This window comes from Mesorhizobium sp. NZP2077 (assembly GCF_013170805.1).
Lineage (GTDB): Bacteria > Pseudomonadota > Alphaproteobacteria > Rhizobiales > Rhizobiaceae > Mesorhizobium.
Genome location: NZ_CP051293.1, coordinates 1,527,222 through 1,552,844, shown reverse-complemented (window position 1 = coordinate 1,552,844; position 25,623 = coordinate 1,527,222). Strand labels below are relative to the sequence as shown.

At 60.5% G+C, this 25,623-nt stretch carries 35 protein-coding genes, 1 tRNA gene and 1 pseudogene; 17 read left to right on the top strand and 20 right to left on the bottom strand.

The features are described from left to right. Positions 1-91: 91 nt before the first annotated feature. The 3 genes from HGP13_RS07675 to HGP13_RS07665 are packed head-to-tail and all read right to left on the bottom strand — an operon-like array spanning position 92 to position 2,722. Entirely contained in the window at positions 92-976 is an 885-nt protein-coding gene (locus tag HGP13_RS07675; protein WP_172223499.1) for an HlyC/CorC family transporter, read from the bottom strand. Position 977: 1 nt separating this feature from the next. After that, entirely contained in the window at positions 978-2,114 is a 1,137-nt protein-coding gene (gene aroB / locus HGP13_RS07670; RefSeq protein ID WP_172223496.1) for a 3-dehydroquinate synthase, read from the bottom strand. After that, positions 2,111-2,722, bottom strand: a complete 612-nt coding sequence (locus HGP13_RS07665) for a shikimate kinase (protein WP_172223492.1) — start codon at positions 2,720-2,722, stop codon at positions 2,111-2,113. Before HGP13_RS07665 ends, aroB begins: the two co-directional genes overlap by 4 nt. 211 nt (positions 2,723-2,933) lie before the next feature. On the opposite strand from HGP13_RS07665, the gene HGP13_RS07660 reads away from it, so the two are divergent. The 5 genes from HGP13_RS07660 to HGP13_RS07640 all read left to right on the top strand — a co-directional run bounded on the left by HGP13_RS07660 (position 2,934) and on the right by HGP13_RS07640 (position 6,902). Next, positions 2,934-3,086 (top strand): histidine kinase, encoded by a 153-nt coding sequence (locus tag HGP13_RS07660; RefSeq protein WP_172234637.1) that lies wholly within the window; start codon positions 2,934-2,936, stop codon positions 3,084-3,086. A gap of 28 nt (positions 3,087-3,114) precedes the next feature. Further along, the gene (locus HGP13_RS07655; RefSeq protein ID WP_172223489.1) at positions 3,115-4,032 is read left to right on the top strand and encodes a site-specific tyrosine recombinase XerD; all 918 of its coding nucleotides are present in this window, start codon (positions 3,115-3,117) and stop codon (positions 4,030-4,032) included. 98 nt (positions 4,033-4,130) lie between these two features. Beyond that, on the top strand, positions 4,131-5,081 hold the full coding sequence (locus HGP13_RS07650; protein WP_172223486.1) for an acetyl-CoA carboxylase carboxyltransferase subunit alpha: 951 nt from the start codon (positions 4,131-4,133) through the stop codon (positions 5,079-5,081). Between the two features lie 241 nt (positions 5,082-5,322). Further along, positions 5,323-6,654 carry a murein L,D-transpeptidase family protein gene (locus HGP13_RS07645; protein ID WP_172223484.1) on the top strand — a complete coding sequence of 444 codons (1,332 nt, stop codon included), beginning with the start codon at positions 5,323-5,325 and terminating at the stop codon, positions 6,652-6,654. Positions 6,655-6,662: 8 nt separating this feature from the next. Then, positions 6,663-6,902: a sulfurtransferase TusA family protein gene (locus tag HGP13_RS07640; protein ID WP_172223481.1), complete on the top strand. Its 240-nt coding sequence runs from the start codon at positions 6,663-6,665 to the stop codon at positions 6,900-6,902. A gap of 16 nt (positions 6,903-6,918) precedes the next feature. On the opposite strand, the gene HGP13_RS07635 is transcribed toward HGP13_RS07640, so the two are convergent. Continuing rightward, complete coding sequence (locus HGP13_RS07635; RefSeq protein WP_172223478.1) at positions 6,919-8,034, bottom strand: GTP-binding protein; 1,116 nt, start codon at positions 8,032-8,034, stop codon at positions 6,919-6,921. A gap of 4 nt (positions 8,035-8,038) precedes the next feature. Beyond that, positions 8,039-9,205, bottom strand: coding sequence for a D-alanyl-D-alanine carboxypeptidase family protein (locus HGP13_RS07630; protein WP_172223476.1), 1,167 nt, complete (start codon positions 9,203-9,205; stop codon positions 8,039-8,041). 235 nt (positions 9,206-9,440) lie between these two features. Here HGP13_RS07630 and HGP13_RS07625 point away from each other — a divergent pair, with 235 nt between their 5' ends. Further along, complete coding sequence (locus tag HGP13_RS07625) at positions 9,441-10,604, top strand: M20 aminoacylase family protein (protein ID WP_172223473.1); 1,164 nt, start codon at positions 9,441-9,443, stop codon at positions 10,602-10,604. 85 nt (positions 10,605-10,689) lie between these two features. Further along, positions 10,690-10,766: transfer RNA gene (locus HGP13_RS07620), tRNA-Arg, on the top strand. Between the two features lie 281 nt (positions 10,767-11,047). Here the strand turns inward: HGP13_RS07620 and HGP13_RS07615 are convergent. After that, positions 11,048-11,979, bottom strand: a pseudogene (locus HGP13_RS07615) (IS630 family transposase); the annotation flags it as partial. A gap of 86 nt (positions 11,980-12,065) precedes the next feature. On the opposite strand from HGP13_RS07615, the gene HGP13_RS07610 reads away from it, so the two are divergent. Then, on the top strand, positions 12,066-12,533 hold the full coding sequence (locus HGP13_RS07610) for a hypothetical protein (protein ID WP_172223470.1): 468 nt from the start codon (positions 12,066-12,068) through the stop codon (positions 12,531-12,533). A gap of 27 nt (positions 12,534-12,560) precedes the next feature. Here HGP13_RS07610 and HGP13_RS07605 read toward each other — a convergent pair whose 3' ends face one another. Next, positions 12,561-12,869: a hypothetical protein gene (locus HGP13_RS07605; protein WP_172223466.1), complete on the bottom strand. Its 309-nt coding sequence runs from the start codon at positions 12,867-12,869 to the stop codon at positions 12,561-12,563. Positions 12,870-12,943: 74 nt separating this feature from the next. On the opposite strand from HGP13_RS07605, the gene HGP13_RS07600 reads away from it, so the two are divergent. Beyond that, positions 12,944-13,165: a DUF768 domain-containing protein gene (locus HGP13_RS07600; protein ID WP_172223463.1), complete on the top strand. Its 222-nt coding sequence runs from the start codon at positions 12,944-12,946 to the stop codon at positions 13,163-13,165. Positions 13,166-13,352: 187 nt separating this feature from the next. Here HGP13_RS07600 and HGP13_RS07595 read toward each other — a convergent pair whose 3' ends face one another. After that, positions 13,353-14,045 (bottom strand): SOS response-associated peptidase, encoded by a 693-nt coding sequence (locus tag HGP13_RS07595; protein WP_172223461.1) that lies wholly within the window; start codon positions 14,043-14,045, stop codon positions 13,353-13,355. Positions 14,046-14,197: 152 nt separating this feature from the next. On the opposite strand from HGP13_RS07595, the gene HGP13_RS07590 reads away from it, so the two are divergent. Both HGP13_RS07590 and HGP13_RS07585 read left to right on the top strand, forming a co-directional pair. Beyond that, entirely contained in the window at positions 14,198-14,440 is a 243-nt protein-coding gene (locus HGP13_RS07590) for a hypothetical protein (protein ID WP_172223458.1), read from the top strand. Between the two features lie 399 nt (positions 14,441-14,839). Continuing rightward, on the top strand, positions 14,840-15,076 hold the full coding sequence (locus HGP13_RS07585) for a hypothetical protein (protein ID WP_172223454.1): 237 nt from the start codon (positions 14,840-14,842) through the stop codon (positions 15,074-15,076). Between the two features lie 500 nt (positions 15,077-15,576). Here the strand turns inward: HGP13_RS07585 and HGP13_RS37550 are convergent, their stop codons facing one another. The 6 genes from HGP13_RS37550 to HGP13_RS07560 all read right to left on the bottom strand — a co-directional run bounded on the left by HGP13_RS37550 (position 15,577) and on the right by HGP13_RS07560 (position 18,119). After that, positions 15,577-15,744: a hypothetical protein gene (locus tag HGP13_RS37550; RefSeq protein ID WP_210267852.1), complete on the bottom strand. Its 168-nt coding sequence runs from the start codon at positions 15,742-15,744 to the stop codon at positions 15,577-15,579. A gap of 32 nt (positions 15,745-15,776) precedes the next feature. Next, positions 15,777-15,968 carry a hypothetical protein gene (locus HGP13_RS07580; RefSeq protein ID WP_172219727.1) on the bottom strand — a complete coding sequence of 64 codons (192 nt, stop codon included), beginning with the start codon at positions 15,966-15,968 and terminating at the stop codon, positions 15,777-15,779. Positions 15,969-16,066: 98 nt separating this feature from the next. After that, positions 16,067-16,279: a hypothetical protein gene (locus tag HGP13_RS07575; protein ID WP_172223451.1), complete on the bottom strand. Its 213-nt coding sequence runs from the start codon at positions 16,277-16,279 to the stop codon at positions 16,067-16,069. A gap of 84 nt (positions 16,280-16,363) precedes the next feature. Beyond that, the gene (locus tag HGP13_RS07570; protein ID WP_172223448.1) at positions 16,364-16,585 is read right to left on the bottom strand and encodes a hypothetical protein; all 222 of its coding nucleotides are present in this window, start codon (positions 16,583-16,585) and stop codon (positions 16,364-16,366) included. Positions 16,586-17,427: 842 nt separating this feature from the next. After that, entirely contained in the window at positions 17,428-17,649 is a 222-nt protein-coding gene (locus tag HGP13_RS07565) for a hypothetical protein (RefSeq protein ID WP_172223446.1), read from the bottom strand. Positions 17,650-17,879: 230 nt separating this feature from the next. Beyond that, positions 17,880-18,119 (bottom strand): helix-turn-helix transcriptional regulator, encoded by a 240-nt coding sequence (locus HGP13_RS07560; RefSeq protein WP_172223443.1) that lies wholly within the window; start codon positions 18,117-18,119, stop codon positions 17,880-17,882. Between the two features lie 106 nt (positions 18,120-18,225). Here HGP13_RS07560 and HGP13_RS07555 point away from each other — a divergent pair, with 106 nt between their 5' ends. The 4 genes from HGP13_RS07555 (at position 18,226) to HGP13_RS07540 (ending at position 19,873) form a co-directional block, all read left to right on the top strand. Further along, positions 18,226-18,504 carry a hypothetical protein gene (locus tag HGP13_RS07555; RefSeq protein ID WP_172223441.1) on the top strand — a complete coding sequence of 93 codons (279 nt, stop codon included), beginning with the start codon at positions 18,226-18,228 and terminating at the stop codon, positions 18,502-18,504. Between the two features lie 27 nt (positions 18,505-18,531). Then, positions 18,532-19,299: a hypothetical protein gene (locus HGP13_RS07550; protein WP_172223438.1), complete on the top strand. Its 768-nt coding sequence runs from the start codon at positions 18,532-18,534 to the stop codon at positions 19,297-19,299. Positions 19,300-19,373: 74 nt separating this feature from the next. Beyond that, the gene (locus HGP13_RS07545) at positions 19,374-19,640 is read left to right on the top strand and encodes a hypothetical protein (protein WP_172223436.1); all 267 of its coding nucleotides are present in this window, start codon (positions 19,374-19,376) and stop codon (positions 19,638-19,640) included. After that, a complete protein-coding gene (locus HGP13_RS07540; RefSeq protein ID WP_172223433.1) occupies positions 19,637-19,873 on the top strand; it encodes a hypothetical protein in 237 nt (78 codons plus the stop codon). Before HGP13_RS07545 ends, HGP13_RS07540 begins: the two co-directional genes overlap by 4 nt. A 52-nt stretch (positions 19,874-19,925) precedes the next feature. On the opposite strand, the gene HGP13_RS07535 is transcribed toward HGP13_RS07540, so the two are convergent. Beyond that, positions 19,926-20,207, bottom strand: a complete 282-nt coding sequence (locus HGP13_RS07535; protein WP_172223431.1) for a hypothetical protein — start codon at positions 20,205-20,207, stop codon at positions 19,926-19,928. Positions 20,208-20,306: 99 nt separating this feature from the next. Further along, entirely contained in the window at positions 20,307-20,672 is a 366-nt protein-coding gene (locus HGP13_RS07530) for a hypothetical protein (RefSeq protein WP_172223428.1), read from the bottom strand. Positions 20,673-21,287: 615 nt separating this feature from the next. Between HGP13_RS07530 and HGP13_RS07525 the strand changes: the two genes are divergently transcribed. Continuing rightward, a complete protein-coding gene (locus HGP13_RS07525; protein ID WP_172223425.1) occupies positions 21,288-21,584 on the top strand; it encodes a GlsB/YeaQ/YmgE family stress response membrane protein in 297 nt (98 codons plus the stop codon). A gap of 374 nt (positions 21,585-21,958) precedes the next feature. Here the strand turns inward: HGP13_RS07525 and HGP13_RS07520 are convergent, their stop codons facing one another. From HGP13_RS07520 to HGP13_RS07505, 4 genes are all read right to left on the bottom strand, one after another. Beyond that, the gene (locus tag HGP13_RS07520; protein WP_172223423.1) at positions 21,959-22,699 is read right to left on the bottom strand and encodes a class I SAM-dependent methyltransferase; all 741 of its coding nucleotides are present in this window, start codon (positions 22,697-22,699) and stop codon (positions 21,959-21,961) included. 424 nt (positions 22,700-23,123) lie between these two features. Next, positions 23,124-23,297 (bottom strand): hypothetical protein, encoded by a 174-nt coding sequence (locus HGP13_RS07515; RefSeq protein WP_172223421.1) that lies wholly within the window; start codon positions 23,295-23,297, stop codon positions 23,124-23,126. A gap of 145 nt (positions 23,298-23,442) precedes the next feature. Then, positions 23,443-23,727: a hypothetical protein gene (locus tag HGP13_RS07510; RefSeq protein WP_172223419.1), complete on the bottom strand. Its 285-nt coding sequence runs from the start codon at positions 23,725-23,727 to the stop codon at positions 23,443-23,445. A 70-nt stretch (positions 23,728-23,797) separates the two neighbouring features. Next, positions 23,798-24,019 (bottom strand): DUF768 domain-containing protein, encoded by a 222-nt coding sequence (locus HGP13_RS07505; protein WP_172223417.1) that lies wholly within the window; start codon positions 24,017-24,019, stop codon positions 23,798-23,800. 825 nt (positions 24,020-24,844) lie between these two features. Here HGP13_RS07505 and HGP13_RS07500 point away from each other — a divergent pair. Then, complete coding sequence (locus HGP13_RS07500; RefSeq protein ID WP_172223415.1) at positions 24,845-25,090, top strand: hypothetical protein; 246 nt, start codon at positions 24,845-24,847, stop codon at positions 25,088-25,090. Positions 25,091-25,623: the final 533 nt, after the last annotated feature.

Here is a 25,623-nt window from a genome sequence, read left to right as displayed (position 1 = left end):
TGGCTGACAGCTCTTTGTTTGACGCAATTCCCAAGGGAAAGCGCTACGCGCTTTTCCCGGGAAAACCGTTCACACTCTTCCTGGAATTGCGTTATGTGACCGGCCTGATCCTCAACCGGGCGATACGGTTCTTGTCGCGCTTCATGACGATGAAGCGTTTGCCGTGGAAGGTGAAGGCCTGCTTCTCATCGGGGATCGACTGCGCCTCGTGGATGACGAGACCGGCAATGGTGGTCGCCTCCTCGTCCGGCAGGTTCCAGTCGAGCGCCCGATTCAGGTCGCGGATCGGCACATTGCCGTCGACGACGACGGAGCCGTCGGCCTCCTGCTTGACGCCCTGTATATCGACATCGTGCTCGTCGGCGATCTCGCCGACGATCTCCTCGATGATGTCCTCCAGCGTCACCAGCCCCTCGACCTCGCCATACTCGTCGACGACGACGGCAAAATGCGCCTTGCGGCGCAGGAAGGCGTTGAGCTGTTCTTGCAAGGTCGTCGTGTCGGGCACGAACCAGGGTTTCGAGGCGATCTTCATCACGTCGATCCTGGAAAAGTCGTTGCCGACTTCGTTCAACGCACGCAGCAGATCCTTGGCGTGCAGCACGCCGACAATGTTGTCGAGCGAGCCCTTCCAAAGCGGCATGCGGGTGTGCGGGCTCTGCAGAATCTCGCGCACCACCGCTTCCGGTGCATTGTCGGCATTGACCGAGCGCATGTTGGTGCGGTGGACCATGATGTCGGAGACTTCGAGCTCTTCGAGATCGAACAAGCCGCCGATACGGTCGCGATCCTCGCGCACCACCTGGCCGTCGCGGCGGAAATCGTCGACCGCGCCGCGCAACTCGTCCTGGCTCGAGCGCTGCGGCTCGATGCGCGACAGTTCGTAGCCGAACATGGCGAGAAGGCGCTTGCGCACGGCAACGACCAGCAGGATGAGGATGGCAAGAACGGCAACGACGGTCCAGCCATTGTCCATCTCAGCCGGCTTTCCCGTTGGCTGGATGGTTTTCCCTGAGGAACGACAGCACTTCCGAAGCCGGCACGTCCTTGGCAATAAAAGCCTGGCCGATGCCGCGCGTCAGGATGAAGGTCAGCGCGCCGCGCAACACCTTCTTGTCCTGGGTGATGAATGAAAGCAGCGCTTCGGCATCGGGCAGGTCGCCAGGAATATCGGCCATCCGCCAGGGCAGTCCGACGGCACGCAGATGCGTCTCGACGCGCGCCGCGTCGTCCGGGCTGGCGAGGTTGAGCCGCGAGGAGAAGCGATGCGCCAGCGCCATGCCGATGGCGACCCCCTCGCCGTGGACGAGGCGGGTTCCATCATACTGCGTGGCGGCTTCGAGCGCGTGGCCGAATGTGTGGCCGAGATTGAGCAGCGCGCGGTCGCCGGTCTCGAACTCGTCGCGGGCGACGACATCGGCCTTGGCGCGGCAGGCTTCGGCAATGGCCTCTCCCCTCTCCGGCCCGCCGGCGAACACTTTTTCCCAGTTCGCTTCCAGCCAGGCGAAAAATTCCGGCCGGTCGATCAGGCCGTATTTGGCCAGTTCGGCATAGCCGGCGCGGAATTCGCGGATCGGCAGCGTGTCGAGCACTTCCGTGTCGGCCAGCACCAGCTTGGGCTGCAGGAAGACGCCGACAAGGTTCTTGCCGCGCGGGCTGTTGATGCCGGTCTTGCCGCCAACGGAGGAATCGACTTGCGCCAGGAGCGAGGTCGGGATCTGCACGAAATTCATGCCGCGCCGCACGATGCCGGCGGCAAAACCGGTGAGATCGCCGATGACGCCGCCGCCAAGCGCAATGACGACGTCGCCGCGCTCCAGCCTGGCGGCCAGAACGCCGTCGACCACCGCCTCGAGATGGGCAAAGCTCTTGGTCTTCTCGCCCGGCGGCATCGTGATGACGGTGGGCTGGATGCCACCCTTCTCGAGTCCGGCCTTCAGCGTATGGAGATGCGCCGCGGCGACATTCTCGTCGGTGACGACGGCGGCGCGCGTGCCGGGCAGGCGGCGCGAAATCTCCTCGCCGGCGCGCGACAAAAGGCCGGAGCCGATCAATATGTCGTAGGCACGGTCGCCAAGCCCGACTTCGACGGTGACGGGCTGATCCGCGCTCACGATTCGACCTCGCCCGTCGCGGCGATTTCATCGATGCCGAAATGCCGGCACAGTGCGTCCAGCACCTCGGCGGCAATGACCTCCTTGCGGTCGTCGCGGGTCGGCACGGTGATATCAGCGGTCGCATAGACGGGATAACGCTCGCCCATCAGCCGCTCCAGCACGGCGCGGGGATCGGCGCTTTTCAACAATGGCCGGTTCTGCTTCTTGGAAACGCGGTCCATCAAAAGGTCGAGTTCGGCCTTCAGCCACACCGACACGCCATGCGCAGCAATAGCCTCGCGCGTCTGCGCGTTCATGAAGGCGCCGCCGCCGGTCGACAGCACCTGCGGGCCGTTCTCCAGCACGCGCAGGATGACGCGCTGCTCCAGCGCCCTGAACTCGCTCTCGCCATAGCGCTCGAACAGCTCGGGCACGGTCATACGCGAGACGCTCTCGATCTCCTGGTCGCTGTCGATGAAGGGCAGCGAAAGCATGGTCGCCACCTTGCGCCCGATCGCCGTCTTGCCGGCGCCCATCAGGCCGACAAAGACGATGGACCGGCTGCCCAGCCGGCCAAGCAGTGCGGTGTGGGTCTCGCCTGGAGGATTTGCCTGGTGCGCGTTCATCAGCTGTTTCTTGGACCCTCTTTGCCGGCGTATCGACATGAAAAGCCGGTTTGCGTCAAGCGTGCCGAGCACGGGGAAGCCTATATCGAGCATGGGATGCCTGCATCAGAAGTTGCTGACAGGCCTCCGCTTCTTCCTTGAATTGGCCGGATTGGCGTCCCATAAGGGCACAGGGTTTGGAAACGCAGAACAAGAAGACGGGCGAAAATTGATGCCGACACTGTTTCGCTTTGTCGTGACCCTCGCGATTCTGGCCGGCATTGCCTATGGTACGATGTTCGCACTGGTGATGTTCGTCGAGCCGAAAAAAGCGGAGATGAGCGTGCGCATCCCGCCGGAAAAGCTGAACCCCAACAAAAACTGAATCCCGAAGAAAAACTGACCGACAGGAAATGAACAGCGCCGCCCGCATCGAGGCCTTCCTGGAAATGATGAGCGCCGAGCGGGGTGCTGCCGAGAACACGTTGTCCTCCTACCGCCGCGACCTCGAAGACGCTTCGAGCGAGATGGGTGGCGGACTCGCCGGTGCGGCCGCCGCCGATCTCCGCGCCTATCTCGACGACATCGCCGCGCGCGGCTTCGCGCCGACCTCGCAGGCGCGCAAACTGTCGGCGATCCGCCAGTTCTTCAAATTCCTCTACGCCGAGGGCCTGCGCGCGGATGACCCGACCGGCACGCTGGACAGCCCGAAAAAAGGCCGTCCGCTGCCTAAGACGATGAGCGAGGCCGACACCGGCCGGCTGATCGACCGCGCCGCACAGGAAGCCGACGACGCCGGGCTCGGCTACGCTGACAGCCTAGCGGCGCTGCGCTTGCACGCTCTGGTCGAGGTGCTCTACGCCACCGGTCTGCGCGTTTCCGAACTGGTCGGCCTGCCGGTGACGGTCGCCCAGCGCGACGACCGTTTCTTCATGGTGCGCGGCAAGGGCGACAAGGAGCGCATGGTGCCGCTATCGGCCAAGGCGCGTGTGGCGATGAAGACCTGGCTTGCCGCCCGCGCCAAAGTGCCTGCCTTCGCCGACAGCCCGTTCCTGTTTCCGGCAGCCTCCGACAGCGGCTATCTCTCGCGCCAGGTCTTCGCCCGCGACCTGAAAGGGCTGGCGGCGCGCGCCGGCATCGCCTCGGCGAAGATATCGCCGCACGTGCTGCGCCATGCTTTCGCCAGCCATCTGCTGCAGAACGGCGCCGATCTCAGGGCCGTGCAGCAGCTGCTTGGCCATGCCGACATATCGACAACACAGATTTACACCCATGTGCTGGAGGAGCGGCTGGTGCGGCTGGTCAACGATCATCATCCGCTTGCCGACTAGGCCTCATATCGCTATGTGAGGACGACATTTCACCGCCCGGAGCCTTGGTTTCAACGGTTCCGCAGTCCTTGCCTTCCGAAATATCGGTCCGCTCAAGCATGTACAACTACCTCGATTTCGAAAAGCCGGTGCAGGATCTTGAGCTCAAGATCCTCGAGCTGAAGAAGCTTGCCGAGAACGGCGAGGCAGTCGATGTCGCCGATGAGATCGCCAGACTCGAGAAGCGTTCCCATGACGCGCTGCGCGAACTCTACAAGGCGCTCACGCCATGGCAGAAGGTGCAGGTGGCGCGCCATTCAGACAGGCCGCACTGCGTCGACTACATCAAGGGCCTGTTCAGCGATTTCACGCCGCTCGCCGGCGACCGCAATTTCGGCGAGGACCAGGCGATCGTCGGCGGCTTTGCCCGCTTTCGCGGCGAGCCTATTGCGATCATCGGCCAGGAAAAGGGTTCGGACACGACGAGCCGCCTGAAACACAATTTCGGTTCCGTGCGCCCCGAAGGCTACCGCAAGGCGGTGCGTTTGATGGAGCTTGCCGACCGTTTCAAGATCCCGCTTCTGACCTTGGTCGACACCGCTGGCGCCTATCCCGGCGTCAGTGCGGAGGAACGTGGCCAGGCCGAAGCCATCGCGCGCTCGACCTCAGCTTGCCTTGGCCTGAAAGTGCCGTCGATCTCGGTGGTCATCGGCGAAGGCGGTTCGGGCGGCGCGATCGCCATCGCCACCGCCAACCGCGTCTACATGCTCGAACATGCCATCTATTCGGTGATTTCGCCTGAGGGAGCGGCCTCGATCCTGTGGCGAGACACCACCCGCTTGAAGGATGCGGCGACCAATATGAAGATCACCGCGCAGGACCTTCTGCAATTGAAGATCATCGACGCCATCATTCCCGAGCCGATGGGCGGCGCCCAGCGAGGCCCCGAAACGGTTATTGCCGCGACCGGCGACCTCATTGCCAAGACGATGAAGGAATTTGCCGGCGCCAACACCGACTTCCGCGAGCAGCGCCGCGAGAAATATCTGGCGATGGGCCGGAGCCTCTGACGACCGCTGACAGCGGAACAAGGCCGTCGGAAGACCCGCGCCCACGGCAATGTGGCGGCAATAAGCAATTTCGCCACAAAAATGCCGCCGCATTCGGGTCAATGAAAGTGCCGCGAGCGGTTGGCCGAGGCTTGTGGTAAGGAATTTTCAAGGTTAACGGGCTTACGGTCCGTCAGTGTTCAGCATGCGGGCTCGGCCGTTTCAAAGCCATTGGCCCGAGGGAAAAGACATAGCCGTATCCATGTTTGCCAAGCTCGCCCGTACCGGAGTCCTCGCCGCCTCGATAGCCATTGCCGGCTGCAATGATTCGTCGATGAAGGACTTTGCCCCGGAAGCCAACAAGCCGCTGCCGGACAAGATCCTTGCCGACATGAAGGCCAAGGGCATGATCCGTACCTCCTCGGTGATGGCGCGCATCTTCAAGGAAGAGGGCAAGCTCGAGATCTGGAAGGCCAAGACCAACGGCCGCTACGACATGGTGGCGAGCTACGACATCTGCAAATGGTCGGGAAAGCTCGGACCGAAATACACCGAAGGCGACCGCCAGGCGCCCGAAGGGTTCTACACGGTCCGCCCGGCGCAGATGAATCCGCGCTCGAACTACCATCTGTCCTTCAACATCGGCTTTCCCAACGCCTATGATAAGGCCAACGGCCGCACCGGCCAGAACCTGATGGTGCACGGCGCCTGTTCGTCGTCAGGCTGCTATTCGATGACCGACGCGCAGATCGAGCAGATCTATGCCTTCGGCCGCGACGCCTTCCAGGGCGGGCAGACCGAATTCCAGGTCGAGGCCTTTCCGTTCCGCATGACCGCCGCCAACATGGCGCGCTATCGCAACGACCCGAATTATGAATTCTGGAAGATGCTGAAGGTCGGCTACGACAATTTCGAGGTCACCAAGGTGCCGCCAAAGGTGGACGTCTGCGAAAAGCGCTACGTCTTCAACCAGGTCGCCGCCGACGGCCAGACATTCGATCCGACCGGCGCTTGCCCGGCAACCACGCAGCCGGATTCGCTGAAGAGCGCCTACAACGCCTACCAGAGCACCTACGACGCGGCGTTCAACAGCGCGCTCAAGGCCAGCGTGCCGCCGCCCAAGCCGACCATCGCCGGCGTCAAGGAAGCCAGCATCGTCTCCGACTGGTCGAAGCGCCGGGCGCGCGGTGAGCGTGTGCCGATCGATCCGCCGTCGCTCAACTCCAATGGCACGGTAACCGAGACGGCGCGCATGGGCCGTATCGATTCGCCGGCCGGCCGCAAGATGGCTGCACTCGACGCCGAGAAAGCCGCCAAGCAGAAGGCCGAGGAGCAGCGGCTGGCCGCCATAGAGGCCGCCAAGCAAGCCAAGGAAGCCGCCAAGGCACAGGCGCTCGCCGAAAAAGAAGCGGCCAAGGCGCAAGCCGTGGCTGCAAAGGAAGCGGCCAAGGCCGCCAAGGAAGCCCCCGTCGCCACCGCCACCATCGCGGCCCCCACCGAGGCCGCGCCGGAAACCGAAACCCAAGCTGCAAGCGCCGATGAGAGTCGGGTGACGAAGCTGAAGAACAAGCTGCTCGGCATGTTCGGCGGCTGAGCCCAGGCTTGGACGCGGATACCGCTATCTATGACCTCAAGGGCCTGAACTGCCCGCTTCCCGTGCTCAAGGCGAAAAAACGCCTGGCGGGTATGCAACCAGGCAGCCGGCTGTGGCTCGAAACCACCGACCCGCTGGCGGTCATCGACATCCCGGCATTCTGTGCTGACAGTGGCCATCATCTGGTCGAAACGTCAGCCGTTTCCGGTGGTCATCGCTTTCTGGTCGAACGCGGCGAGACTGTCTGAATTTCGATCTGAACAGCTATCTTCCGGAAATCGCCAGCGGATTGTTTTCCAGCGCCGCGCGGTCGGGCGTGTCGATCGACGGCCGGTTGGTGAAGGCGGCAAACAGCCGGCGCACATAGTCTTCCGGCATGTCGAGTGTGATCAGCACCAGCCGTGTGCCGCGTTGGCCGTCAGGCCAGGCCGGCAGCCTTGCCGGCGGATGCAGGATCTTCTGCACGCCGTGGATAACCAGCGGACGTGACCGATCTTCCTGCAATTCAATAACGCCCTTCATGCGCAGCAGCTTCTCGCCATGCGTCGAACGCAACAGGTCGAGGAACATTTCTATGGCTGAGAACGGCACCGGACCATCATGGACCAGCGAATAGGAGCGCACGCGCTGATCGTGTCGGTGGCCATGATCGTGATCGTGGTCATGCCCATGATCATGGCCGTGATGATGGTGGTCGTGATCGTGCGCCGCCTCCTCGCCGAGCCAGCGGCGCACGTCGGCGGATTTGGTGGCGGGATTGTAGAGGCCGCAATCAAACAGCGCCGCTACGCCTGTTTTTGAGTTGCCAGCATCGAGCAGTTCGGCGCCCGGATTGATCTGCCGCAAGCGGCTCCGCAGTGTTTCGAGGTCGCCGGCATCGGTCACCAGGTCGGCCTTGCTCAGCACGATGCGGTCGGCGACGGCGACCTGCTTGACCGCCTCGACATGCGCATCGAGCGTGGCATTGCCATTGACCGCGTCGACAAGCGTGATGACGCCGTCGAGGCGGAAGGCCTGGACAAGTGCCGGATGCGCCATGATCGACTGCAGCACCGGCGCCGGGTCGGCAAGCCCCGTGGTCTCGACGATGACGCGAGCAAGCCTGGCGATACGGCCGGTCTGCAACCGGTCGACCAGGTCGGCAAGCGTGTCGACCAGTTCACCGCGCACCGTGCAGCACAGGCAGCCATCCGAAAGCTGGATGATGCCGTCGGAAGCCTGCTCGACCAGCAGATGGTCGATCGCCACCTCGCCGAGCTCGTTGATGATCACCGCCGTGTCGGCCAGTGCCGGATCCTTCAAGAGCCGGTTGAGCAATGTCGTCTTGCCGGCGCCGAGGAAGCCGGTCAGCACCGAGACGGGGATAGGAAAGCCGCTCATCGGGTTAGTTCGCGACCTTGACCGGCTGATCGCCCTGTGCGGCGGAGCCGGCAACGGCCGGACCGGCGCCGGTAGGCGCCGGTAGGTCGGGCCGCCAGGTCGGGATCGGGACGTCGGCATAGTCCTGGCCACCTTGGTCGAGCATCGCCTTCGGCGCCGGCCCGGTGGCGCCGCCGAGGCCGACGGCAACCAGCGTCGGCACATGGTCGAGCTTTTCCTGATAGGGCGACTTCGGCACATCCTTGGGAGCCTCGGCCGGCGGTGCTTCCGACTGCTCCTCCTTCGTCTTCTTCTTGCAGATCTCGTCATGCATGTCGTTGGGCGAGACCGTGTCGCCGTAAGGCGCCAGCGTTGCGATGGTGGCGGTGCCGGCGGCCGGTGTATCGAAGCCCTGGTCGAGCAATTTTGCCGCAGCCTCGGCGCGGCTGACCGCCGACTTCTCGCCAAGCACGACCGCAACCAGCGTGCGCCCGTTGCGGGTCGCCGAGCCGATCATATTGAAACCGGAGGGACAGACGAAGCCTGTCTTCATACCGTCGGCGCCGGGATAACGGCCGATCAGGAGATTGTAGTTCGGGATTTCCTTCTTGCCGACCGCAAGGCCCTCGATCGAGAACCATGGCGCATATTGCGGAAACTCGCGGCGGATCGCCATCACCAGAACCGACAGGTCGCGCGCCGTCGTGTATTGGTCCGGCGAATAGAGCCCATTCGGGTTGACGAAATGGGTGCCGTTCATGCCGAGCCGGGCCGCCTCGGCATTCATCCTTTCGGCGAAGGCGGCTTGCGAGCCGCCGACATTCTCGCCAACCGCCATGGCGATGTCATTGGCCGATTTGACCAACATCATCTTCAGTGCATTGTCGAGCCGCATCACCGAGCCGGGCTTGAAACCCATCTTGCTCGGCGGCTCGCCGGCCGAGCGTTTCGTCACCTTGATCGGCGAATCGAGCTGGACTTCGCCAGCCGCGATCGCCCGGAAGGTCACATAGGCGGTCATCAGCTTGCTGAGCGAGGCCGGATACCAGCGCTTGAAGGCATCCTGATGCTGCAGGATCTGGCCGTTCTTCAAGTCGAAGACAACCACCGGATTGGCCAGCGCCGGCCCGGCCAGGGCCGACAGCATGATTGCGCCAGCCGAGAATAGTTTGAGGAAATGCCTGTGCCGCATGATCGAATCCGAAATCGCCTCTTGCCCTGCTTGCCCCTGGCTCCGTAAGATTTCGTTACGTAACCGCCAGCATAATGAGTCCGACCCTCAAAAACGGACCGCATCAATGCGGTGCTATTTACCCTATGTGACGCCAACATGGCAAAGTGCCTGATAATCTCAATCGCAAAAGACCGGCCACAATTGCAGAACACCAGGCTGAAGCCGGCTGCTCCAACGACGAAATGGAACCATCATGCCAATCCTGAACCGCGCCGCTGAAATGCAGGACGAAATCGCCGGCTGGCGCCGGCATCTGCACCAGACACCGGAGCTGAACTTCGACGTCTTCAAGACGGCAGCTTTCGTCACCGAAAAGCTGAAAGAGTTCGGCTGCGACGACGTGGTCACCGGCCTCGGCAAGACCGGCGTCGTCGGCATCATCCGAGGCCGCCAGGGCGAAGGCGCCACCATCGGCCTGCGCGCCGACATGGATGCGCTGCCGCTCAACGAGATCACCGGCAAGCCCTATGCCTCGACCGTTCCCGGCAAGATGCACGCCTGCGGCCATGACGGCCACACGGCGATGCTGCTGGGTGCTGCGAAATATCTGGCCGAGACGCGCAATTTCGCCGGCTCGGTGGCGGTGATCTTCCAGCCGGCGGAGGAAGGCGGCGGCGGCGGCAACGAGATGGTCAAGGACGGAATGATGGAGCGCTTCGACATCGCAAAAGTGTTCGGCATGCACAACATGCCGGGCCTGCCTGTCGGACAGTTCGCCATCCGCCCGGGCCCGATCATGGCGGCGACGGCCGAATTCACCATCACCGTGAAAGGCAGGGGCGGCCATGCCGCGATGCCGCACGGCACGATCGACCCGATCGTCATCACCAGCCAATTGGTCGGCGCGCTGCAGACGATCGCCTCGCGCAGCACCGATCCGGTCGAGGCCGTAGTGGTGTCGGTGACCAAGTTCCACGCCGGCGATGCCTACAACATCATTCCCGAATCGGCCGAGATCGCCGGCACCGTGCGCACCTTGCGCAAGGAGATCGCCAAGAAATCCGAAGAGCGCATCCGCACCATCTGCGACGGCCTGGCGACCGCGTTCGGCGCCAAGATCGAGGTCGACTACCAGGCAAATTACCCCGTCACCTTCAACCATGCTGAAGAGACGGTGTTTGCCAGCGATATCGCCGCAAATGTCGCCGGCGACGCCCAGGTCCACCGCGGCATCCAGCCGGTGATGGGCGGGGAGGATTTCTCCTACATGCTGGAAGCCCGGCCCGGCGCCTTCATCTTCATCGGCAATGGCGACACCGCCGGCCTTCACAACCCGAACTATGACTTCAACGATGAGGCCATCCCGCACGGCATGAGCTACTGGGTGAAATTGGCGGAAACCGCGCTGGCCGCCTGAGCCCCGCCGCGCGAAGTGCCGGCCGATTTGCGTTCGGCCGGCCTCTTGGCGAAACGATCCGAAGCGGCTATGTGTCGGGCCGCGTGGTCCCGTAGCTCAGTAGGATAGAGCGGCAGATTCCTAATCTGTAGGTCACAGGTTCGATTCCTGTCGGGATCACCATGCAACCCATTGGTTTATAAGCTTTTTCTGACAAACCCACTTCGCTAGCCTTACCGAACCTAGCGCGGGTCGTCACCGGGGCGTCACGGCACCGAGAAAGCGACACGGGCAGAGGGTGGTCGTCACCCGTTTACGCAGGCGACGAAAAGCTTGATAGCGCGGCAACATTGTCAACTTGCCTCGGCGCGCGCTAGGACGCGAGGGACACTTCGGCGCTGTAGGACATCGGCCAGGGTGAACGCGCGCTGGCGTGGCGCGGCTGGCCGGTCTAATACCAAGAGTCATGGGGTTTGACCGACATGGGCCCATTGGCGCATCCCGATTGATGTGATGGTCTCGGAATCTGCGAGGAGTTTCTGCCAGGCGTCGCAGGCCGCATCGATGATATCGTCATAGCTGTCGAAGACACGGTTGGAGAGCCAGTTCTGGCGCATATACTGCCAGACGTTCTCGACCGGGTTCAGCTCCGGCGCGCGCGACGGCAGGAAGATCGGGGTGATGTTGTCCGGTATGCTGAGGTTTGCGGTGGTGTGCCATCCGGCGCGATCCATGACGAGTACGGCATGGGCGCCCTTTTCGACATGGCGGCTGATCTCGTTGATATGGAGTTGCATGGCCTCGGTATCGGCAAACGGCAGTGCGAGAGCCGCCCCGGTACCACGTGCTGGGCAGATGGCGCCGAACAGGTAGGCGCTCTTGTAGCGCTGGTCGGCCGGCTGTCGCGGCCGCGTGCCGCGTCTGGCCCACTGCCGTACAATCCCGTTCTTCTGGCCGATCCTTGCTTCGTCCTGGAACCAGATCTCCACCTTCGTGCGCGGCGGCAAGTCGCAAAGATGCGCCTTCAGCGTGCGAGGCCAGTTTTTTTGAATTCCTCGATGATATGGGCATCCTGCGCCGGATGACGCGGTCGCACACTCATGTGGGAGAAGCCGAGCTTGTGCAGCAGCTTCCCGACATAGCGCGCGTCATAATCAATGCCGAAGCGGTCCTTGATGGCTTTCTTCAGGTCGATCCGCCGCCAGCGAACGACGCCATCGACGGCACGATCCGGGCCCTTCTCCACAAGCGCGGCCAGTTCGGCCTGCTGCTCATGCGACAGCCGGGACGCTGGTCCCGGCGCCCATTGGTCCACAAGACCATCGGGGCCGGCCGTGTTGAACCGATGCACCCAGTCGCGTAGCGTCTGGCGATCCATCCCGCCGATCCGGGCCGCTAAAGGCGCATTCCCGATCCGGCCTGGTGTCTTGAAATATCATTGTTGCTGGTGGAACGGAATCAGCGGGCTACCCTTTTCCCGTCATGGTACGTTTTCTGCTTAGCCTCGTTCCGGTCCTATTTTGCAGCACGCTTCTTCAGGCACAGGCGTGGCAGCAGTTCGGTGTCAGGCAGTTCGGCTTCACATTTGATGTTCCGCCGGGCTTTGTCCTGGCACAGCGTTCGGACCAAGGCGCGGCGTTCCAAGGCGAAAACGATGCCTTCCTTGCTGTGTGGGGTGCCAGACTCGGGAACGCCAGTTTTCCGGCCGAGATCGAGCACCGCATGATTGAGGACGAAAAGGTTGGTTGGAAGCTGACCTATCGGCGCGTCACCCCGAGGTGGGCCAGTTACTCGGGCATTAGGAATGGCCAGATTCGATATGTCCGCGCTATCGCGATCTGCAACGACCGTGCCGCACTCTTCACCATTAATTACAGCAGATCGGAAAAAGTCCCCTATGACCCGGTCGTTGTTCGGATGGTGCGATCCCTGAAAGTGGAAGGCTGCTAAAGTTTTGGGCGTGGCGATCGTGCCGTTTTACGCCGGCTTGTCGACAAGCGGCGTTTTGCGCTTCGGCGCCACATAGCTGGTGACGAGCCGCACGGCACTGTGTTTTACCGTGATGCCCAGATCCTTGCCGCCTACCGTCACGGTATCATCGTCGACGCGAACCACTTCGCCGGTCAGCTCGATTTTCTGCCCGCTGTTTATGTATGGCGTGCTGTCTACGATCGAGTGCGGCTGACCGTACGTAGGGATAAGAACACTCACGCGGTCTTCCGTGACCCGCTTGCGCACGGTTGCAGTGATCGCGACGGTATCGCCGACTTTGATGCCTTGGCCCATGCGATGATTCTGTAGCAGCCGGCGCCGGCGTCAAGATGAGCGGAACCTAATATGCATGCGCAGATTATCGCGTCATGAGCACACGCGGCACAGATTTCCTTTACAAGTGGATTGGCGCCAACGTCCCCAAGACGGCCGGGGCTGACATCATCTCCGTTGCCGAATTGACCCAGAAGCTTTTCGCCGACGCCAGGGCGATCGGTATCTCCAGCACAGAGATCGAGGAGGACACCGGCAGCGTCTATGAAGCAATCCTCGATGCCATCGTTCACTACGACCCGGGTTTGCCCGAGTAGCGCTATAGGTACCGGTCGCCATCGCCGCGATGCTCGAAGCAAAACCAGTGCGGTTCGCTTCGCGGACGTGCGAAGCCCCAGCCAGCGGGCTTGCCGCAATCCTTATGCTCACATGTGTGGCCGAGCACTCTGGCGCGGTCGCGCGGCACTGCTGCCATGCCTTCGGCAAGCCTGATCGGTTCGTCGCTCATAGCGGATTGATCGGGCCGACCAAGGCAGGGTGGTCATTCGGCTGCTTGTTGATGGCGGCCGAGTTTACATCGCGTCCGACACGGTTGAATTGAAGCTGCCCGTCGATATCGTGGCTGAGAATGTCCTTCAGGTAGTCCTTCGGCGTGGCCGGGTCGAGCCAAGCGTCATAATAGGCCGGGTCGAGAATTAGGGGCTGCCGATCGTGTAGGTTGTTCATCGGATTGGCGGCCGGCTCGGTGATTATTGTGCAACTCGTGATGTCGAGGTTTGAGTTGTGCGCCCAGAGGCCTGCAAACGAAAAAGGCGCGTGGCCGGGCAGATAGATGTGCCAAGGGTCTTTCTTGCCGTCGGCGGGTGAGATTGTCCACTCGTAGAACCCGTCAGCCGGGATAAGGCAGCGCTTCGATTTGAAGGCGTCGCGAAACGCAGGTGCCGTGTCGACGCCTTCGATCCTGGCGTTGAACATGGCCGCCTTGGGCATCTCCTTTGCCCAAAACGGAACGAGCCACCAGCGACCCTCACGCAAGCGGTGATTGCCGTCCTCGCCGGCGGTGATGAAAGGCACGTCCTGTGTCGGCGCGATGTTGTAGCGCGGCTCGTCGTTGCGGCCGGTCTCCGCCGGCGCCGTCAGGCGGTAGAGCCGGTGGATCTCCGACCATGTCAGATATCGGGTGTAACGGCCGCACATAGCATTCCTCGACAGACAAGCTGCTCGCTCGCCTTGTGGCTATTCTGCCAGCAGTGAACAAAATGAGAACGGAAGAGTCAAGGCGGCCTTTACAGGACCGAGCATCAACTGGAATATCGCGCTCGGTGGGGCGACTCTCAAAAGGTGTCGCAATGGCTAGATCAAAACCTTCCAAGCAGTTATCGCAGGCTGAAATCGAGTGCTTTCTGACCGCAGCGGAAGCGCAGCACCTAAGCATCGTCAAGCCGTTCATATCGCCACATTGCGACCACTACCGGCAGACGCGTGTACTGCATGAGGCGCTGTTGAAGACGGTGCGCGAAGTCACCGGGAAGGAAGTCGAGTTCATCCGGTGGAACACCACAGGGCCGGTGCGGCCTTCGACGGCTGGGTAGACCTATAGGCCAATTGCGCGGTTGCTAATATGCCTATAATTTAGGCAGCGTGGGAGGGACGTCAAATGCCTCTCGCAGTGGCCGGTGTAGTCCGCCACCCCCAAGTGCCCCAGCCTGCACCGGCCATTCCCCTACGGCCGAGTAGGGACTTTAGTCTTAGTTGAGTAATCGCTAATATGCCAATAGCTTAGGCAGTGCGGGGGATGATCCCAAAGAGCTATCCCGCAATGGCCGGTGCGGCCCCGCTTACCCAAGCATCCCCCGCACCGGCCATTCTTTTGGGTTCGGTACTCGCCTACGGTTGGCAGTGCATGCCCTCGACTTTGTGCCGGGCGACCTGGGAACTTAGTCCCGCCTCAGAGATTGCTAACGCGCAATTAGCACCCGAGAGCGCTGGGCATGGCCGAACTGACTACCGCCGCAGAAATGGCGAACGCTGCGGGCATTGACGCTGACAAGTTTCGCGAGGCTTTGCGCGGCTCAGACTTTCCCTGGCACAAGCGCACTGACGACTGGACCGTTGAGATCGATAGCCCCGAACATGAGTCTATGCGGACCGTTCTGGTGATACTTCTCTTGAAGCGGAAAAATGGACAGGCGCCGGACTTAAAGGCGCGTGACTGTCCCCAGCGTTAGGCGCCTTGACGGAACATTAGTCATGTCTAAAAGTTGTTGCGTGCGGCAGGTGGTGCCATCCATCAACTGCCGACGATCGGGCCTCCGATCGGCCCGCGCTCTTCTCCGCCAGAGGGGTGCGGGCTTTCGCGCTATGGGGGATGAGATGACCGACAAGCCAGCCACAACCTACATTGTCAGCGTGTTCGAGCGCCGACAGAGCCGGCGGATAGCGAGCGCATCAAGTTCGCCATCGTAAATTCTCGTCAGCACGTGTTTCGCAGCTTCAGCCCTTTGGGCGGTGCATCCGAGAAGGTCGCCGCCGCCTAACCTTGCCGGCCTATCGGCGACGCGGTCCCAAACGCCCCAGGTCCCCTTGGCTTCGATATGGCAGTAGAATCTGTGCTGGTGATTTTCCATACAACCCAACGGCCATGTCGGGACTTTGGGTCCACGTCATCCACGAAGGTAGTTAATGTGGTTCATCAGGTGGAACCTTACACAGGACCGGCGCGGCCCGCCTACGGTTGGGTAGCGCCTACAGGCGGCTTGACAGCCAAAGCATCAATCAACTTCGGCGGTGCTCTCAACCCTTCCATAGCCCTACGCAGCGCCACGGTGATGGCGGCTAGGTGATCTTCCGGCTTGCCGTTGTCGTTGGCTATGTCGAGCGCTACGGGCGTCTTCATAGGGCGACTATGCGCCTTGTGGCCGCGCAGCGCTACAGCCGCTTGAAGTCGGCAAGGCCTAGCCGTATCCGCTGGCCTTCCGCAAAGGCTAGGGCAAACGATTCCAGTTCGAATGAGCGGGTAAGTTCCTGGTCTTCCTCGACCACGCGGACGAACCATTCGCCGCAGGCCTCGACCACTTCAACGCAAGGATGAACCTTGCCGTTCATGGGCACGCTATCCATCGCGGTTGCCTCTTAGCAATGGGGAACGCCGGGCATTGTATGATCGTGGATTGGGTGCTCACAATTAAAAAAGATGTGTCGCCCGCTGGGCGAGCTTGTCAGCCGCCACCGTCCAAGCCGCCGCTGCCGCCCGCTTGGCTAAAGACGACCGTGCCGTCGTGTTTGCGAACTTCTACCGCCACGACGCCGTCATCCTGCTGTCGAGCAGCGAATGTCGCCTGGGCATGCTCGCTGGCGTCCTTCTCTGCATCGAACGGTGCCTTTTCAACCACGCCTTGCTTGCCGTACCAAATCACTGTGTAAACCATCATTTACGACGCTCCAGTCGCCGAACGCGAAACTATGCGCCGTGTCACTGGGCGGGTCTATAGCCGCCGGCCGGCGCCCGATCCTTCTCAGTCGATGCGCCGGATACGGCCCTTTTCGAGCCGGAAGACCCCGGAATTGCCGCCTTGCTTCTCGAAGTCGGCCTGTAGTTCATCCCATGTGCCGAGATACTCCCCGCAATCATCGCAAGCGATTTGCGCCTCCGGGCGAGCATCGTGCGGGATTCTCAGACGGATAGTTAGGCAGTAGGGGCATTCGAGACGATGGTTCAGGTATTGCGGTTCGGACATGTGCGGAGAATGCCTCCAGTGCTTCAGTGGCAGGTCAGAGCCGATCGAGGAACAGCACGATCGCGAGGCTGGATCCGGCCGAACGCGGCATCGCCGATAAGGCGGCGCTGACCTTCGTCACGGCTGAGATGTCGAGGCGGCGCCGACTTGAGAGACGGTGAGCAACAAACCAGCCGGCCTCGCGAGCGGCCGGCTTTCTCTCCTTACGGTGAGTTTGGCCCACTAACCGTAAAGGCAGGAAGTCGAGGCGGCATTATGGCCGCAACAATCTCACCATCGCGCAAGGTGGATCGGTCCAACAGCGCGGCGGCTAGCCGCTCGATTGAGGGCCAATAGTTGTTCACCAAATCCTTTGCTCGAACCTCCAGCCATTTCAATAGGGCTGTTGCGCTGTCCCCGGAGCCGGCAATGCGCAAAGCTAAATCAGCGGCGAGTTCACGGTCGCTGCCTCCATGCCAAGTCCGGATCGAACTTGGTCGATGCCGCCGCTGCGCAATCTCACCAGCCAGGGCTATGATTATTGCGGCTTCGATTTTCATGCGTCCCGCTGGGGTTATGCGTAAGTCGGGGCGAAGTCTCCGCATTGGGCTATCATACGCGACAGATCCGGTGGCGCCGTGCGCGGGATCTATTGTAACAATTCGTACATGGCCTCCATATGTGAGCGCCGCCACAGCATGGCCAGCCTCGTGATAAGCCGTCGCGATCCTTCCTTTTGACCTAGCCGGCACAGGCAATCCTATCACGCGTTTCGAGCGCCAATATGCTCATTGGAGTTTGCAGAAAGGCCCGCTCCGACGCACCAGAGCGGGCTGTCCTAAACGCTCGACAAGCTATGGAACTTACATGCAGTCTTTGAGGAGCTTCATCGCCTTTTCGGCATTGGCCTGAGAGGTGTAGGCCTTTGTGCCGGCGTCGGTCATTTTCTTGCCGTCCGGTTTCGTGGAAACTACCGAGCACTTCTTGGTCGTGGCGTCCTTCGCCACCCAATATTGCGTGGCGGCAAATGCCGGCATGCTGATAAGCGCAACAACTGAAGCTGCGACCAGAACTTTGCGGATCATGATGTTTCTCCCAAATTGAGTACGGCTCGGCCCGTTCATCCCGGAAGTACTGTTGCCCAAAAAAGTGGGTGCCGGAACCGAGCCGCCAGCTAGCCGTAACGCGATGTAGCTGCACAGGGCAATTTACAAAAGTGTAAACTTCGGCGGCGTTCGGGTCAGCTACCCGGCAGAGAGTGCCGGTAATCGCGGCAGCTTGTGACTAAATACCGGCAGCCGTTTAACGGTGCGGATCATTTTGAGACTCCTGGCTTTGCCAGCCTGACACCGGCACCGCCACCGTTCTCGGGGATGAAGATGACGCCGGTGGCCTCCAAGGCCTTGATCATTGCCGCCAGGTTATTTGCAACCGGTGTGGAGCGCCCAGCTTCAAAATTGCGCACGGTGGACAATCCTACGCTGGCTGCCTTTGCCAGATCATCCTGAGAGATATTCGCTAGACCGCGAGCGGCGCGACATTGTTCCGGACTCATTTGATGCTCCTGACTATTTTGCGTCACTATAACGATTTTCGTTTGACATTGCCAGAGGCAACCTTTATCGTTCTAGTTAACGCTAATCGTTAGCTATGGGGCCGCAATGTTCAACCGCTCGGAAATTATGAAAGCAGCATGGGCCAAGTGGAACGCACATTTCGACGCTCGTGCCCATCTGGCGCGCAAACTCAACCGGTCTGACTTCGGCTTCTATCTGGCTCAAGCATGGCGCGAAGCAAAGGCGGCCGGAATGACCGACGCTGCGACCCGTGCCGAGCGCATCGCCATCGAAATCGATCGCCTCAAATACCAGTCGTCTCGCATCAATATCGAACCGCGTCGCCGCCAACTCGAAACTGAACTCGCAGCGCTGGCCGGGTAGCCAGCTTTCAACATCGGGAGATTTGCAATGCCGAACACCACTGTTCGGGCAGCCGCCGAAGGTATGCCCACTCTCAATCGCCGCACCGCCCTAGCCGTCACCAGCGCGGGGCTCATCTCTGCGATCACCGTTCTCTCGACGCCTGCCAAGGCTGTGCCCGCCGAGACCGCGCCAGTCTCCACCGAATTGCTCCGGCTGATCGAGGCCAAGCATGCCGCTTACGCCCGCTTCGAAGAGGCGATCGAACGCGCCACCCCCTTGGAAGAGAAATACCTGCCGAAGACGGCCGAGCTTTATGTACCGCTTTCAATCGGGGGCGGGCAATCGCACAGCCTTCGCTATTCGGAACTGGAGCGCGTGGAAGACGATCTGCGCGGTGACATCAAGCGCCGCTACCGTGAGCAGGCGTCGAAGTTGGTCGCGCTGCACAAGGTCGCTCCCGATCTGGGGAAACAGTCGGCTGCCGCGCTTCGCAAAGCCGAGCAGGCCGACCTGCGGACATTGAAGCGCCTCGTCACGCAAGAGCGCGCAAGGCGTAGCGCTGTGGGCCTTGAACAGGCCATCAACGAACGCAATGAGGCATCCGACGCTGAGCGCTCCGCACTGAACGCCGTATGCGACTACCGCTGCACGACCATGGAAGAATGCCGCGTCAAGGCCACTTTCCTGCTGGAGTTCGCGACCGGTAGATATGGCGACCTCCAGCCCGAGGACGTTGACGCGCTGCTCTGGTCATTCCTGCCGGTCGAGGCCTTGGAAAGCGCGGTTAAGGCTTCGGAAGGTGGTGCAGCATGATCGCCGTCTTGAAGCCCCTTGGGATGCCAAGAGGGATAGGCCCTCGCATATGGCGCCAGTCTGTCGAGAAGCGCTTGAATGACCTCCTGGACCGCGCCATGAGCCTGATTACCGCGCTGGATCTCATGGAAGCCGATTGCGATCTGGAGGACACGGCCGACGATGAGCCGTCGATCGGCTGGACGGATCGCGGCCCGCAAGCTCGCGGCCTAAACGATGACTGCGAAATGGACTACTGCGACGACGAGGACGCCCATGACAGAGAGGCTGATGTCTGCGACGGCGAAACCGTCATGTGGCCCGACGATCTGAAGTCGCAGGAAGTGCTGGTGTCGCTATGAACCGCAAACCTGATCTAAACGACCTTGAAGGTGATATTGGGCAGATGGCCACGCTCTTGGATTTGCTGGTTGATAGGTTGGTAGACTCGCCGGAATACACCGACACGTCGTCCGTAGCATTAGGCCAGTCTGTTTCGCTTTCGATCGTCCTGCGCGATATGGCAGAGCGGATGCGCGTCACCATGGCGACCGTTCACCAAGCATGGTTGGACGAACGTCGCGCGCCGCACTGACCGAGTGGACAATTTGTCCAGACGGCCCGCTGCCTTCACGGTGGCGGGCTTTCTATTTTTTGTGCGGAACGATGTAGCTATTGCTGGTCATTCCACGAGTCACCGTAACGGATGAATAGCCGTCCGGGAGCGCGCCTGTCACCGTTGCGTCTACCCGGCGGCAGCGCCCGATGATTTTACCCCTTGGTGCGCTCGCCAGCCTGTTCCTCAGTGCGGTCCGGCACTGGTCAAGGGATGCAAATATCGCCGGCGGCATTTCAATCGGTTTGCAGACAAGAGCGTCGATTGGGCTGCACGAAAGCAGAATCATCACTGCTGCGGTTGCCGGGTCCATTTTCGAGGCTCCTTTGGACGAGCCTTTAACGCGGATCTATGGCCTTTGTTGCACCTCCGGGTGCCCAGCTGCCTAGCGGTGGCGGGCTTATCTGTTCTCTTAGTCGCTCCACCGAACTTTGCTGCCTAGAAGGTGCCGGGTGTCAGATGCAAATTGCAATTGTGCCATGATGGCCGCCTGTTCCACGCTTGGCGCAATCGCGTTGATCAGGGCATCTATGGCCGGAATGAAACTCGAAGGTCCAGCGACCGAGAGGATGAAGCCAGTAGGATAGCGCAAATCGAAGTCTTGGTTGATGTGCGCGAGCTGCTTCGCCAGCGGCTTCATCAACTGGTCCGGAACGACAAGACCGCGCCGCTCGCACTCGGAGAACATGTAATGGACGTGGTGGCCATACGGCTTGTAGCGCAAATCCCGCTTTGAGACGCCGTCGGCGGCTAGGGACGATTTGAGAATGACCTCCACGGCGTGCGCGAGAAGGAAATAGGATAGCTGAGACCGGGTTCGTTACGCTCGGCAAGGATCTGGAACGCCTGATAGTAGGATCTTCCCCGCTTGAGCAGCTCGCCGGCGTAATCCCCGTAAGGCTGGGGCATCTCCCATAGTTTCACGGACACTTGTTTAAGGCCCACGGCCGCCGGCATTTGCTTGGTTCCTCCCGGTCTGGGCAGTCATTGAAGCATGAGCTGACCTGAGCGGCTACCCGAAAGTCGCTTCCAGGGTCTGCCGCTATTCGAGCCTCGAGGACAATGCATCCTTCGGTGAGCGGATCGACCGCGTATTTGACCAACAGGCTTCAATTTTCAGGCACTCCAACATGGCAGCGAAACTGCTTTTGGCCTTGGCGTTGGGCTTGTGCCTCGCCAGCCTGAGCCTTGCGATCAGGGAACCATCGTCAAGACGTTTGAGTTGAGCCACATGTCGCCCGACTGAAGGCCGGGGGTCGCCGGGGGTATGCTTGCAATCAAGCCTCCGTTCCCGTGATGTTGGCTTTCGTGGGGATGGACGTTCCGCTATGGGAGAGTCGGCTCTTTTGTGAGCGATAGGCGCACACCCCGGAGCCACGGGAGGATATCCACCATGCATCTGTCGAATGAAAGCATCATTGTCATCGTGCTTGTCGGCCTTATCGCCGGATGGTTGGCCGGGAAGATCGTGCGAGGAGCCGGATATGGTCTGATAGGGGATATAATTATCGGGATCATCGGCGCGTTTATCGGTGACTGGCTGCTGCCCCGCCTGGGCATCCATCTTGGGAGCGGGACGGTCAGCTCAATAGTCAACGCAACCATCGGCGCGATTGTCCTTCTCCTCATTATCCGCTTGGTTGCTGGCGGGGGCCGCTTCGGTGGCGGATGGGGTCGTCGAGGGCGGTAGCAAGCAGAGCGCCCCGAATTTAGCCGATTGTCGATCATGTCGGCACGGGAATGGTTAGGTCAACAAAGGCCAATAGGGACTTGCAGCCCCGAGAGAAGGATTGAAGAGACGATCGTCAATCTCGCTACCGTCCTGGGCTTCAATACGATCGAACGGCAGACCATTCGAGACGCCACCGAAATGTACAGGGTTGGCGACATGCCCTTTCAGCGAGGCGCCAATGCCATCCTTGATCTCTCGCGCCTCCTGCTCGGCAGGCAACCCCCGGCCGGATGAAGGTTTCGCAACAGCGCCCTCTGTTCGCTGAAATCGTCAAGCACTCCCTCCGGGGAGCCGGCTTGCGTTTGCGCTCAACTGCGCGCCTGTGTGCACGGCTAGCGCGCCTTTTTCGAGAGGGACATCAGTGTCCATCCAAGTCCCGCGCGCTCCTTCATTCTTTCAACGCGGCTGCCGAAAATTGCGCGTATCGGAGCATTAAGCTTCCGGGAGTTTACCCATCGCATGATCCCTACTCGCGCAATCGGTGAAACTGTGAACAATTCCAATGACTCAAATTCAGGCGCGAGCAAATTGGCCAGTTCTTGCTTGTATACCCAGCGACGTAGCTGACCAGGGGCAGGCGGAGAGACAGAATTATACTTTTCGAGAACATAGCGGTTTTGCGTCGCCAGCATCAGAAGGCCGCCGGGCCGCAGATGGGTGGAGAGTTTCTGGATGAAGGCTTTTTGATCGAAGACATGCGGCAAAACCTCAAGCGATACGATTACATCGAATGTCGAAATGCCAAGATCAAGGGCCATGAAGTCACCTGCGATGAAATTCGCCTGAGGCCAACGCCTCGCCGCGCGGTTTAGTACTTCGTCAGAAAGATCAGTCGCCGTCACTACACCGTATCGACTTAGCCCTGGAGCAAACCACCCGGAGCCGCAGCCAACGTCAAGAATATCAAGATTTCTTCGACCAATATCTTCAAGCCATCCCAAAATGACTTCCGCCTGACGAGCGCTAATTTCGTTCATCTGGTTCTCGCGATGGTCGGCATTCCATCTGTTCCAGAACGATGTCTGAAGCTCGATCGGCGCATCGCCTTGCGAAAAATTGTACGGCGTCGACATGGGCTTTCCTCCCACTATGGGCCGAGCCACCGCCCCAATTGGAAATGGCCCGGCACGCCTCAAAGTCGGGTGGACATCGGCACGCCGGGCCATTTGCGGGTGGGTGTGGTTCGGGGTTATTGGCCCGCAAATGCCCAAGCTATAGGCATATTAGCGCTTGCTCAACTAAGACTGAAGTCCCCAGTCGTCCCGCCGCCCTGATGCATGGCCGGCGTCATCCCCAAAGCCACCCAGATCCCAACTCGGCGCCGGCCATTTTCAAGGAACATCCAGACGTCAGCGACGTTTGCGCACATGGCTCTCGTTACCGGGTTCGCATCTGCAGTGGTGGTTCTGTTTGTCGTCCTGCTGCTCACGCACGCAGCCCGAGACCTTCAAAGCTCGCCAATCTATCACAGATTATGTCGCCGACTGCGCCGAGCTTTTACCGCTTCTTCGGCTTCGGAGTGATCTGCTCGACACGGGCCTTCACGCCATCCTGGAGCATTGCCTGCTTAGCCGCCGCTGCTTCGGCCTTGTCTTTCGTGGTCACTATCGTGCGCCAGTTCGGCTTTTCGAACACGCTGACGATGTAGGTTGTGGCCGGCTTGTCGGTCATCCGTTCCCCTAGTCTAAGAAAAGCCCACGCCACTGGTGAGGGCCAATGACGCGGGCCAACTGATGCTACCGCACCAGCTTGCTCGAATGCCAAGCAGCGGCATCCGAGCAGCTTCAACTATTCGAAACAGCTAATGTTCCGCAACTCAGCCAAAGGTAGGCTTCCAGTCGCGATTCCGCTCCCGATTTTGGCCGTCGTAGTCGGGAATGAAGGTGAAGAACACCGGGCGCCGCTCACGGCCGGCTGCTTTGCAGTGCGAGCAGACGAACAGTCCGACAAGATCCTGGTGCATCGAGCCGTGGTCAGGCCCGAGGCGGTCTATCAGCGCCTGGACGTCAAGCTTGGTCGACTTGCAGCACATCGGGTGCCCGCAATTAACGTAGACGGTTTGGCGCTCGGCAAGGGTGTCGGCGAGGGTCTTGAGAGACATGGCGATTCTCCGGTGAAGGGTTCGCCGCAATGAAGGAATTTATTCCTCGTATGTATCTCGGTGGCAAGGGCTATTCGGGCAAGCCCGGCTCGTAATGCACAATCGCGTCTAGGATCGTTTCATAAACACTGCCAGTGTCTTCCTCGATCTCGGTGCTGCTGATGCCTATTGCCTTGGCATCGGCGAATAACTTCTGCGTCAATTCGGCAACCGATAGCACGTCGGCGCCGACAGTCTCGGGAGCATTGGCCGAAATCCATTTGTACAAGAAATCTGTGCCGCGCTTGCTCATCCAAACCACCCGAACGTTACGCTGACCATCACCACCGCGATCAGGATGGAAACCGGGATCGCGACGAACAGCGCCGCCTCTAAAATCTGGGTTTCCTTATCTCTGAACATTAGGCGCGCCTTATGCATGCTTCGGGAGCGCTAAGAAGCTGCGAACCCCGATTCGGTTCCAATGCCCGCGCGGAGAACGGGTGCCTTAGGGCTACGTGCGGTGCTCTAATGCTGCCCCGGGCTCAACAGTCGCGCCTCTCGCACAAGGGATGACCAGTTGAGCCCTAAAAAGGCGATAAGCTCCATAGCTTGTGCTTCTGTAATGCCAGTTTCGGCCACGAGGCGTTGCACTACAGGAAGCCATGGAACCCCGCTCGGCGGCGGCGTTACGATTTGAATCATTTTGGATGTTCCCTTCCGAGTGACCCAACGTCAGCTGGCAGGAATTGGTTGCGCCGAGAACGGAAAGTGAAAACTAGGAGGCTTATTGCCCCATTCCGCTACTGCGCGATTGCGGCTAGTTGCAGGGGCCGGAACAAATCAAGACCGCTACCCAGTCGCTTCCGAATAGGCCGGCGCAGTACCCCAACCAACTGCACCGGCCACACGGGAACTAGCAAAACCCGTTCTGAAGGCATTCTATCGGACATTAGCAGCCCCTTAAATGAGACTGAGTGCCCAAGGTGGCTGGGCACAAAGACGCAAGGCATGCGATACCCAGCCGTCGCATTGCCGGAACGTCTCTTGCGCATTAACACCTTAGTTGGTTCCTGCATGTTAGTGTCAGCTAATGATCGCATTGAGGGGTGCGTTTGCACGGAATCTGATCATTGCCATGACCATTCTTATTGCGGCACTCGCAGCGGCATCGGTAGCAAGCTTTATCGTGGCGGTCTTCAAATCAGGCCGCGTCAATAAGGCTCCCTCAACAAACAAGCGTTTTCGAACCGTGTTCGCGATCACGTCGGAAGATCGACGCGAGTCTCTGATTGCCCATTATTCACAGAAGTATTCATGCGGGCGGGAGGAAGCTATGCAGCGAGCCATCGACCATAAGGCACAGGACGAACGGAGCTGGTAAGACGTTGCCAGCGCGCTTTCACCCTTGGCCGCTGTCCTACGCCGCCGAAGCCTGACGCGCGTCCTGGCGCTTCCCTGTGACCAGCGCCATGCATTGCGAAGCCATGGACCGCGACAGGCCTTCCTGCTTTTCCACCGATGGCCCGAAATGCTTGCGGGGGGTAAGCTTTGCGCGCGATACGACCAATACTGCGCCTCAAGTGACCCATCAGTGAAAGCCTGTGAGGTGCCTTGCACATTGTCGTCTCGTACGCGATTGTGTCCGCGCCTTGGGGAGGGATGAAGCAAGTCACACTGACGTGCTCGAATGGCTAGGAGCTGCGTCGAAAGGACCGTGGTCGCCAACGGCATTGCAGATGCAGCGGCGATAATCGCTGGGGCGCCGTGTCGGTCGATTGACAAGGGGAGTGTCGCTTTCGCACGATCATGTTAGCCGCTCTTTTGGCTTCGGCTCCCGCAGATTTGGCGGCTGCGCAGGAATCTTGAGCAGGATATCGTGAGATGACGAATGACGAATATAGTTCCCGGCATGAG

What these genes read in the sequence shown, in the direction of transcription:
- HGP13_RS07675 (WP_172223499.1), bottom strand. Translation starts at nt 976, where the DNA reads ATGGACAATGGCTGGACCGTCGTTGCCGTTCTTGCCATCCTCATCCTG.
- HGP13_RS07665 (WP_172223492.1), bottom strand. Translation starts at nt 2,722, where the DNA reads ATGAACGCGCACCAGGCAAATCCTCCAGGCGAGACCCACACCGCACTG.
- HGP13_RS07660 (WP_172234637.1), top strand. Translation starts at nt 2,934, where the DNA reads ATGCCGACACTGTTTCGCTTTGTCGTGACCCTCGCGATTCTGGCCGGC.
- HGP13_RS07655 (WP_172223489.1), top strand. Translation starts at nt 3,115, where the DNA reads ATGAACAGCGCCGCCCGCATCGAGGCCTTCCTGGAAATGATGAGCGCC.
- HGP13_RS07650 (WP_172223486.1), top strand. Translation starts at nt 4,131, where the DNA reads ATGTACAACTACCTCGATTTCGAAAAGCCGGTGCAGGATCTTGAGCTC.
- HGP13_RS07645 (WP_172223484.1), top strand. Translation starts at nt 5,323, where the DNA reads ATGTTTGCCAAGCTCGCCCGTACCGGAGTCCTCGCCGCCTCGATAGCC.
- HGP13_RS07635 (WP_172223478.1), bottom strand. Translation starts at nt 8,034, where the DNA reads ATGAGCGGCTTTCCTATCCCCGTCTCGGTGCTGACCGGCTTCCTCGGC.
- HGP13_RS07630 (WP_172223476.1), bottom strand. Translation starts at nt 9,205, where the DNA reads ATGCGGCACAGGCATTTCCTCAAACTATTCTCGGCTGGCGCAATCATG.
- HGP13_RS07625 (WP_172223473.1), top strand. Translation starts at nt 9,441, where the DNA reads ATGCCAATCCTGAACCGCGCCGCTGAAATGCAGGACGAAATCGCCGGC.
- HGP13_RS07610 (WP_172223470.1), top strand. Translation starts at nt 12,066, where the DNA reads ATGGTACGTTTTCTGCTTAGCCTCGTTCCGGTCCTATTTTGCAGCACG.
- HGP13_RS07605 (WP_172223466.1), bottom strand. Translation starts at nt 12,869, where the DNA reads ATGGGCCAAGGCATCAAAGTCGGCGATACCGTCGCGATCACTGCAACC.
- HGP13_RS07600 (WP_172223463.1), top strand. Translation starts at nt 12,944, where the DNA reads ATGAGCACACGCGGCACAGATTTCCTTTACAAGTGGATTGGCGCCAAC.
- HGP13_RS07595 (WP_172223461.1), bottom strand. Translation starts at nt 14,045, where the DNA reads ATGTGCGGCCGTTACACCCGATATCTGACATGGTCGGAGATCCACCGG.
- HGP13_RS07590 (WP_172223458.1), top strand. Translation starts at nt 14,198, where the DNA reads ATGGCTAGATCAAAACCTTCCAAGCAGTTATCGCAGGCTGAAATCGAG.
- HGP13_RS07585 (WP_172223454.1), top strand. Translation starts at nt 14,840, where the DNA reads ATGGCCGAACTGACTACCGCCGCAGAAATGGCGAACGCTGCGGGCATT.
- HGP13_RS37550 (WP_210267852.1), bottom strand. Translation starts at nt 15,744, where the DNA reads ATGAAGACGCCCGTAGCGCTCGACATAGCCAACGACAACGGCAAGCCG.
- HGP13_RS07580 (WP_172219727.1), bottom strand. Translation starts at nt 15,968, where the DNA reads ATGGATAGCGTGCCCATGAACGGCAAGGTTCATCCTTGCGTTGAAGTG.
- HGP13_RS07575 (WP_172223451.1), bottom strand. Translation starts at nt 16,279, where the DNA reads ATGATGGTTTACACAGTGATTTGGTACGGCAAGCAAGGCGTGGTTGAA.
- HGP13_RS07570 (WP_172223448.1), bottom strand. Translation starts at nt 16,585, where the DNA reads ATGTCCGAACCGCAATACCTGAACCATCGTCTCGAATGCCCCTACTGC.
- HGP13_RS07565 (WP_172223446.1), bottom strand. Translation starts at nt 17,649, where the DNA reads ATGATCCGCAAAGTTCTGGTCGCAGCTTCAGTTGTTGCGCTTATCAGC.
- HGP13_RS07560 (WP_172223443.1), bottom strand. Translation starts at nt 18,119, where the DNA reads ATGAGTCCGGAACAATGTCGCGCCGCTCGCGGTCTAGCGAATATCTCT.
- HGP13_RS07555 (WP_172223441.1), top strand. Translation starts at nt 18,226, where the DNA reads ATGTTCAACCGCTCGGAAATTATGAAAGCAGCATGGGCCAAGTGGAAC.
- HGP13_RS07550 (WP_172223438.1), top strand. Translation starts at nt 18,532, where the DNA reads ATGCCGAACACCACTGTTCGGGCAGCCGCCGAAGGTATGCCCACTCTC.
- HGP13_RS07540 (WP_172223433.1), top strand. Translation starts at nt 19,637, where the DNA reads ATGAACCGCAAACCTGATCTAAACGACCTTGAAGGTGATATTGGGCAG.
- HGP13_RS07535 (WP_172223431.1), bottom strand. Translation starts at nt 20,207, where the DNA reads ATGGACCCGGCAACCGCAGCAGTGATGATTCTGCTTTCGTGCAGCCCA.
- HGP13_RS07525 (WP_172223425.1), top strand. Translation starts at nt 21,288, where the DNA reads ATGCATCTGTCGAATGAAAGCATCATTGTCATCGTGCTTGTCGGCCTT.
- HGP13_RS07520 (WP_172223423.1), bottom strand. Translation starts at nt 22,699, where the DNA reads ATGTCGACGCCGTACAATTTTTCGCAAGGCGATGCGCCGATCGAGCTT.
- HGP13_RS07515 (WP_172223421.1), bottom strand. Translation starts at nt 23,297, where the DNA reads ATGACCGACAAGCCGGCCACAACCTACATCGTCAGCGTGTTCGAAAAG.
- HGP13_RS07510 (WP_172223419.1), bottom strand. Translation starts at nt 23,727, where the DNA reads ATGTCTCTCAAGACCCTCGCCGACACCCTTGCCGAGCGCCAAACCGTC.
- HGP13_RS07505 (WP_172223417.1), bottom strand. Translation starts at nt 24,019, where the DNA reads ATGAGCAAGCGCGGCACAGATTTCTTGTACAAATGGATTTCGGCCAAT.
- HGP13_RS07500 (WP_172223415.1), top strand. Translation starts at nt 24,845, where the DNA reads ATGACCATTCTTATTGCGGCACTCGCAGCGGCATCGGTAGCAAGCTTT.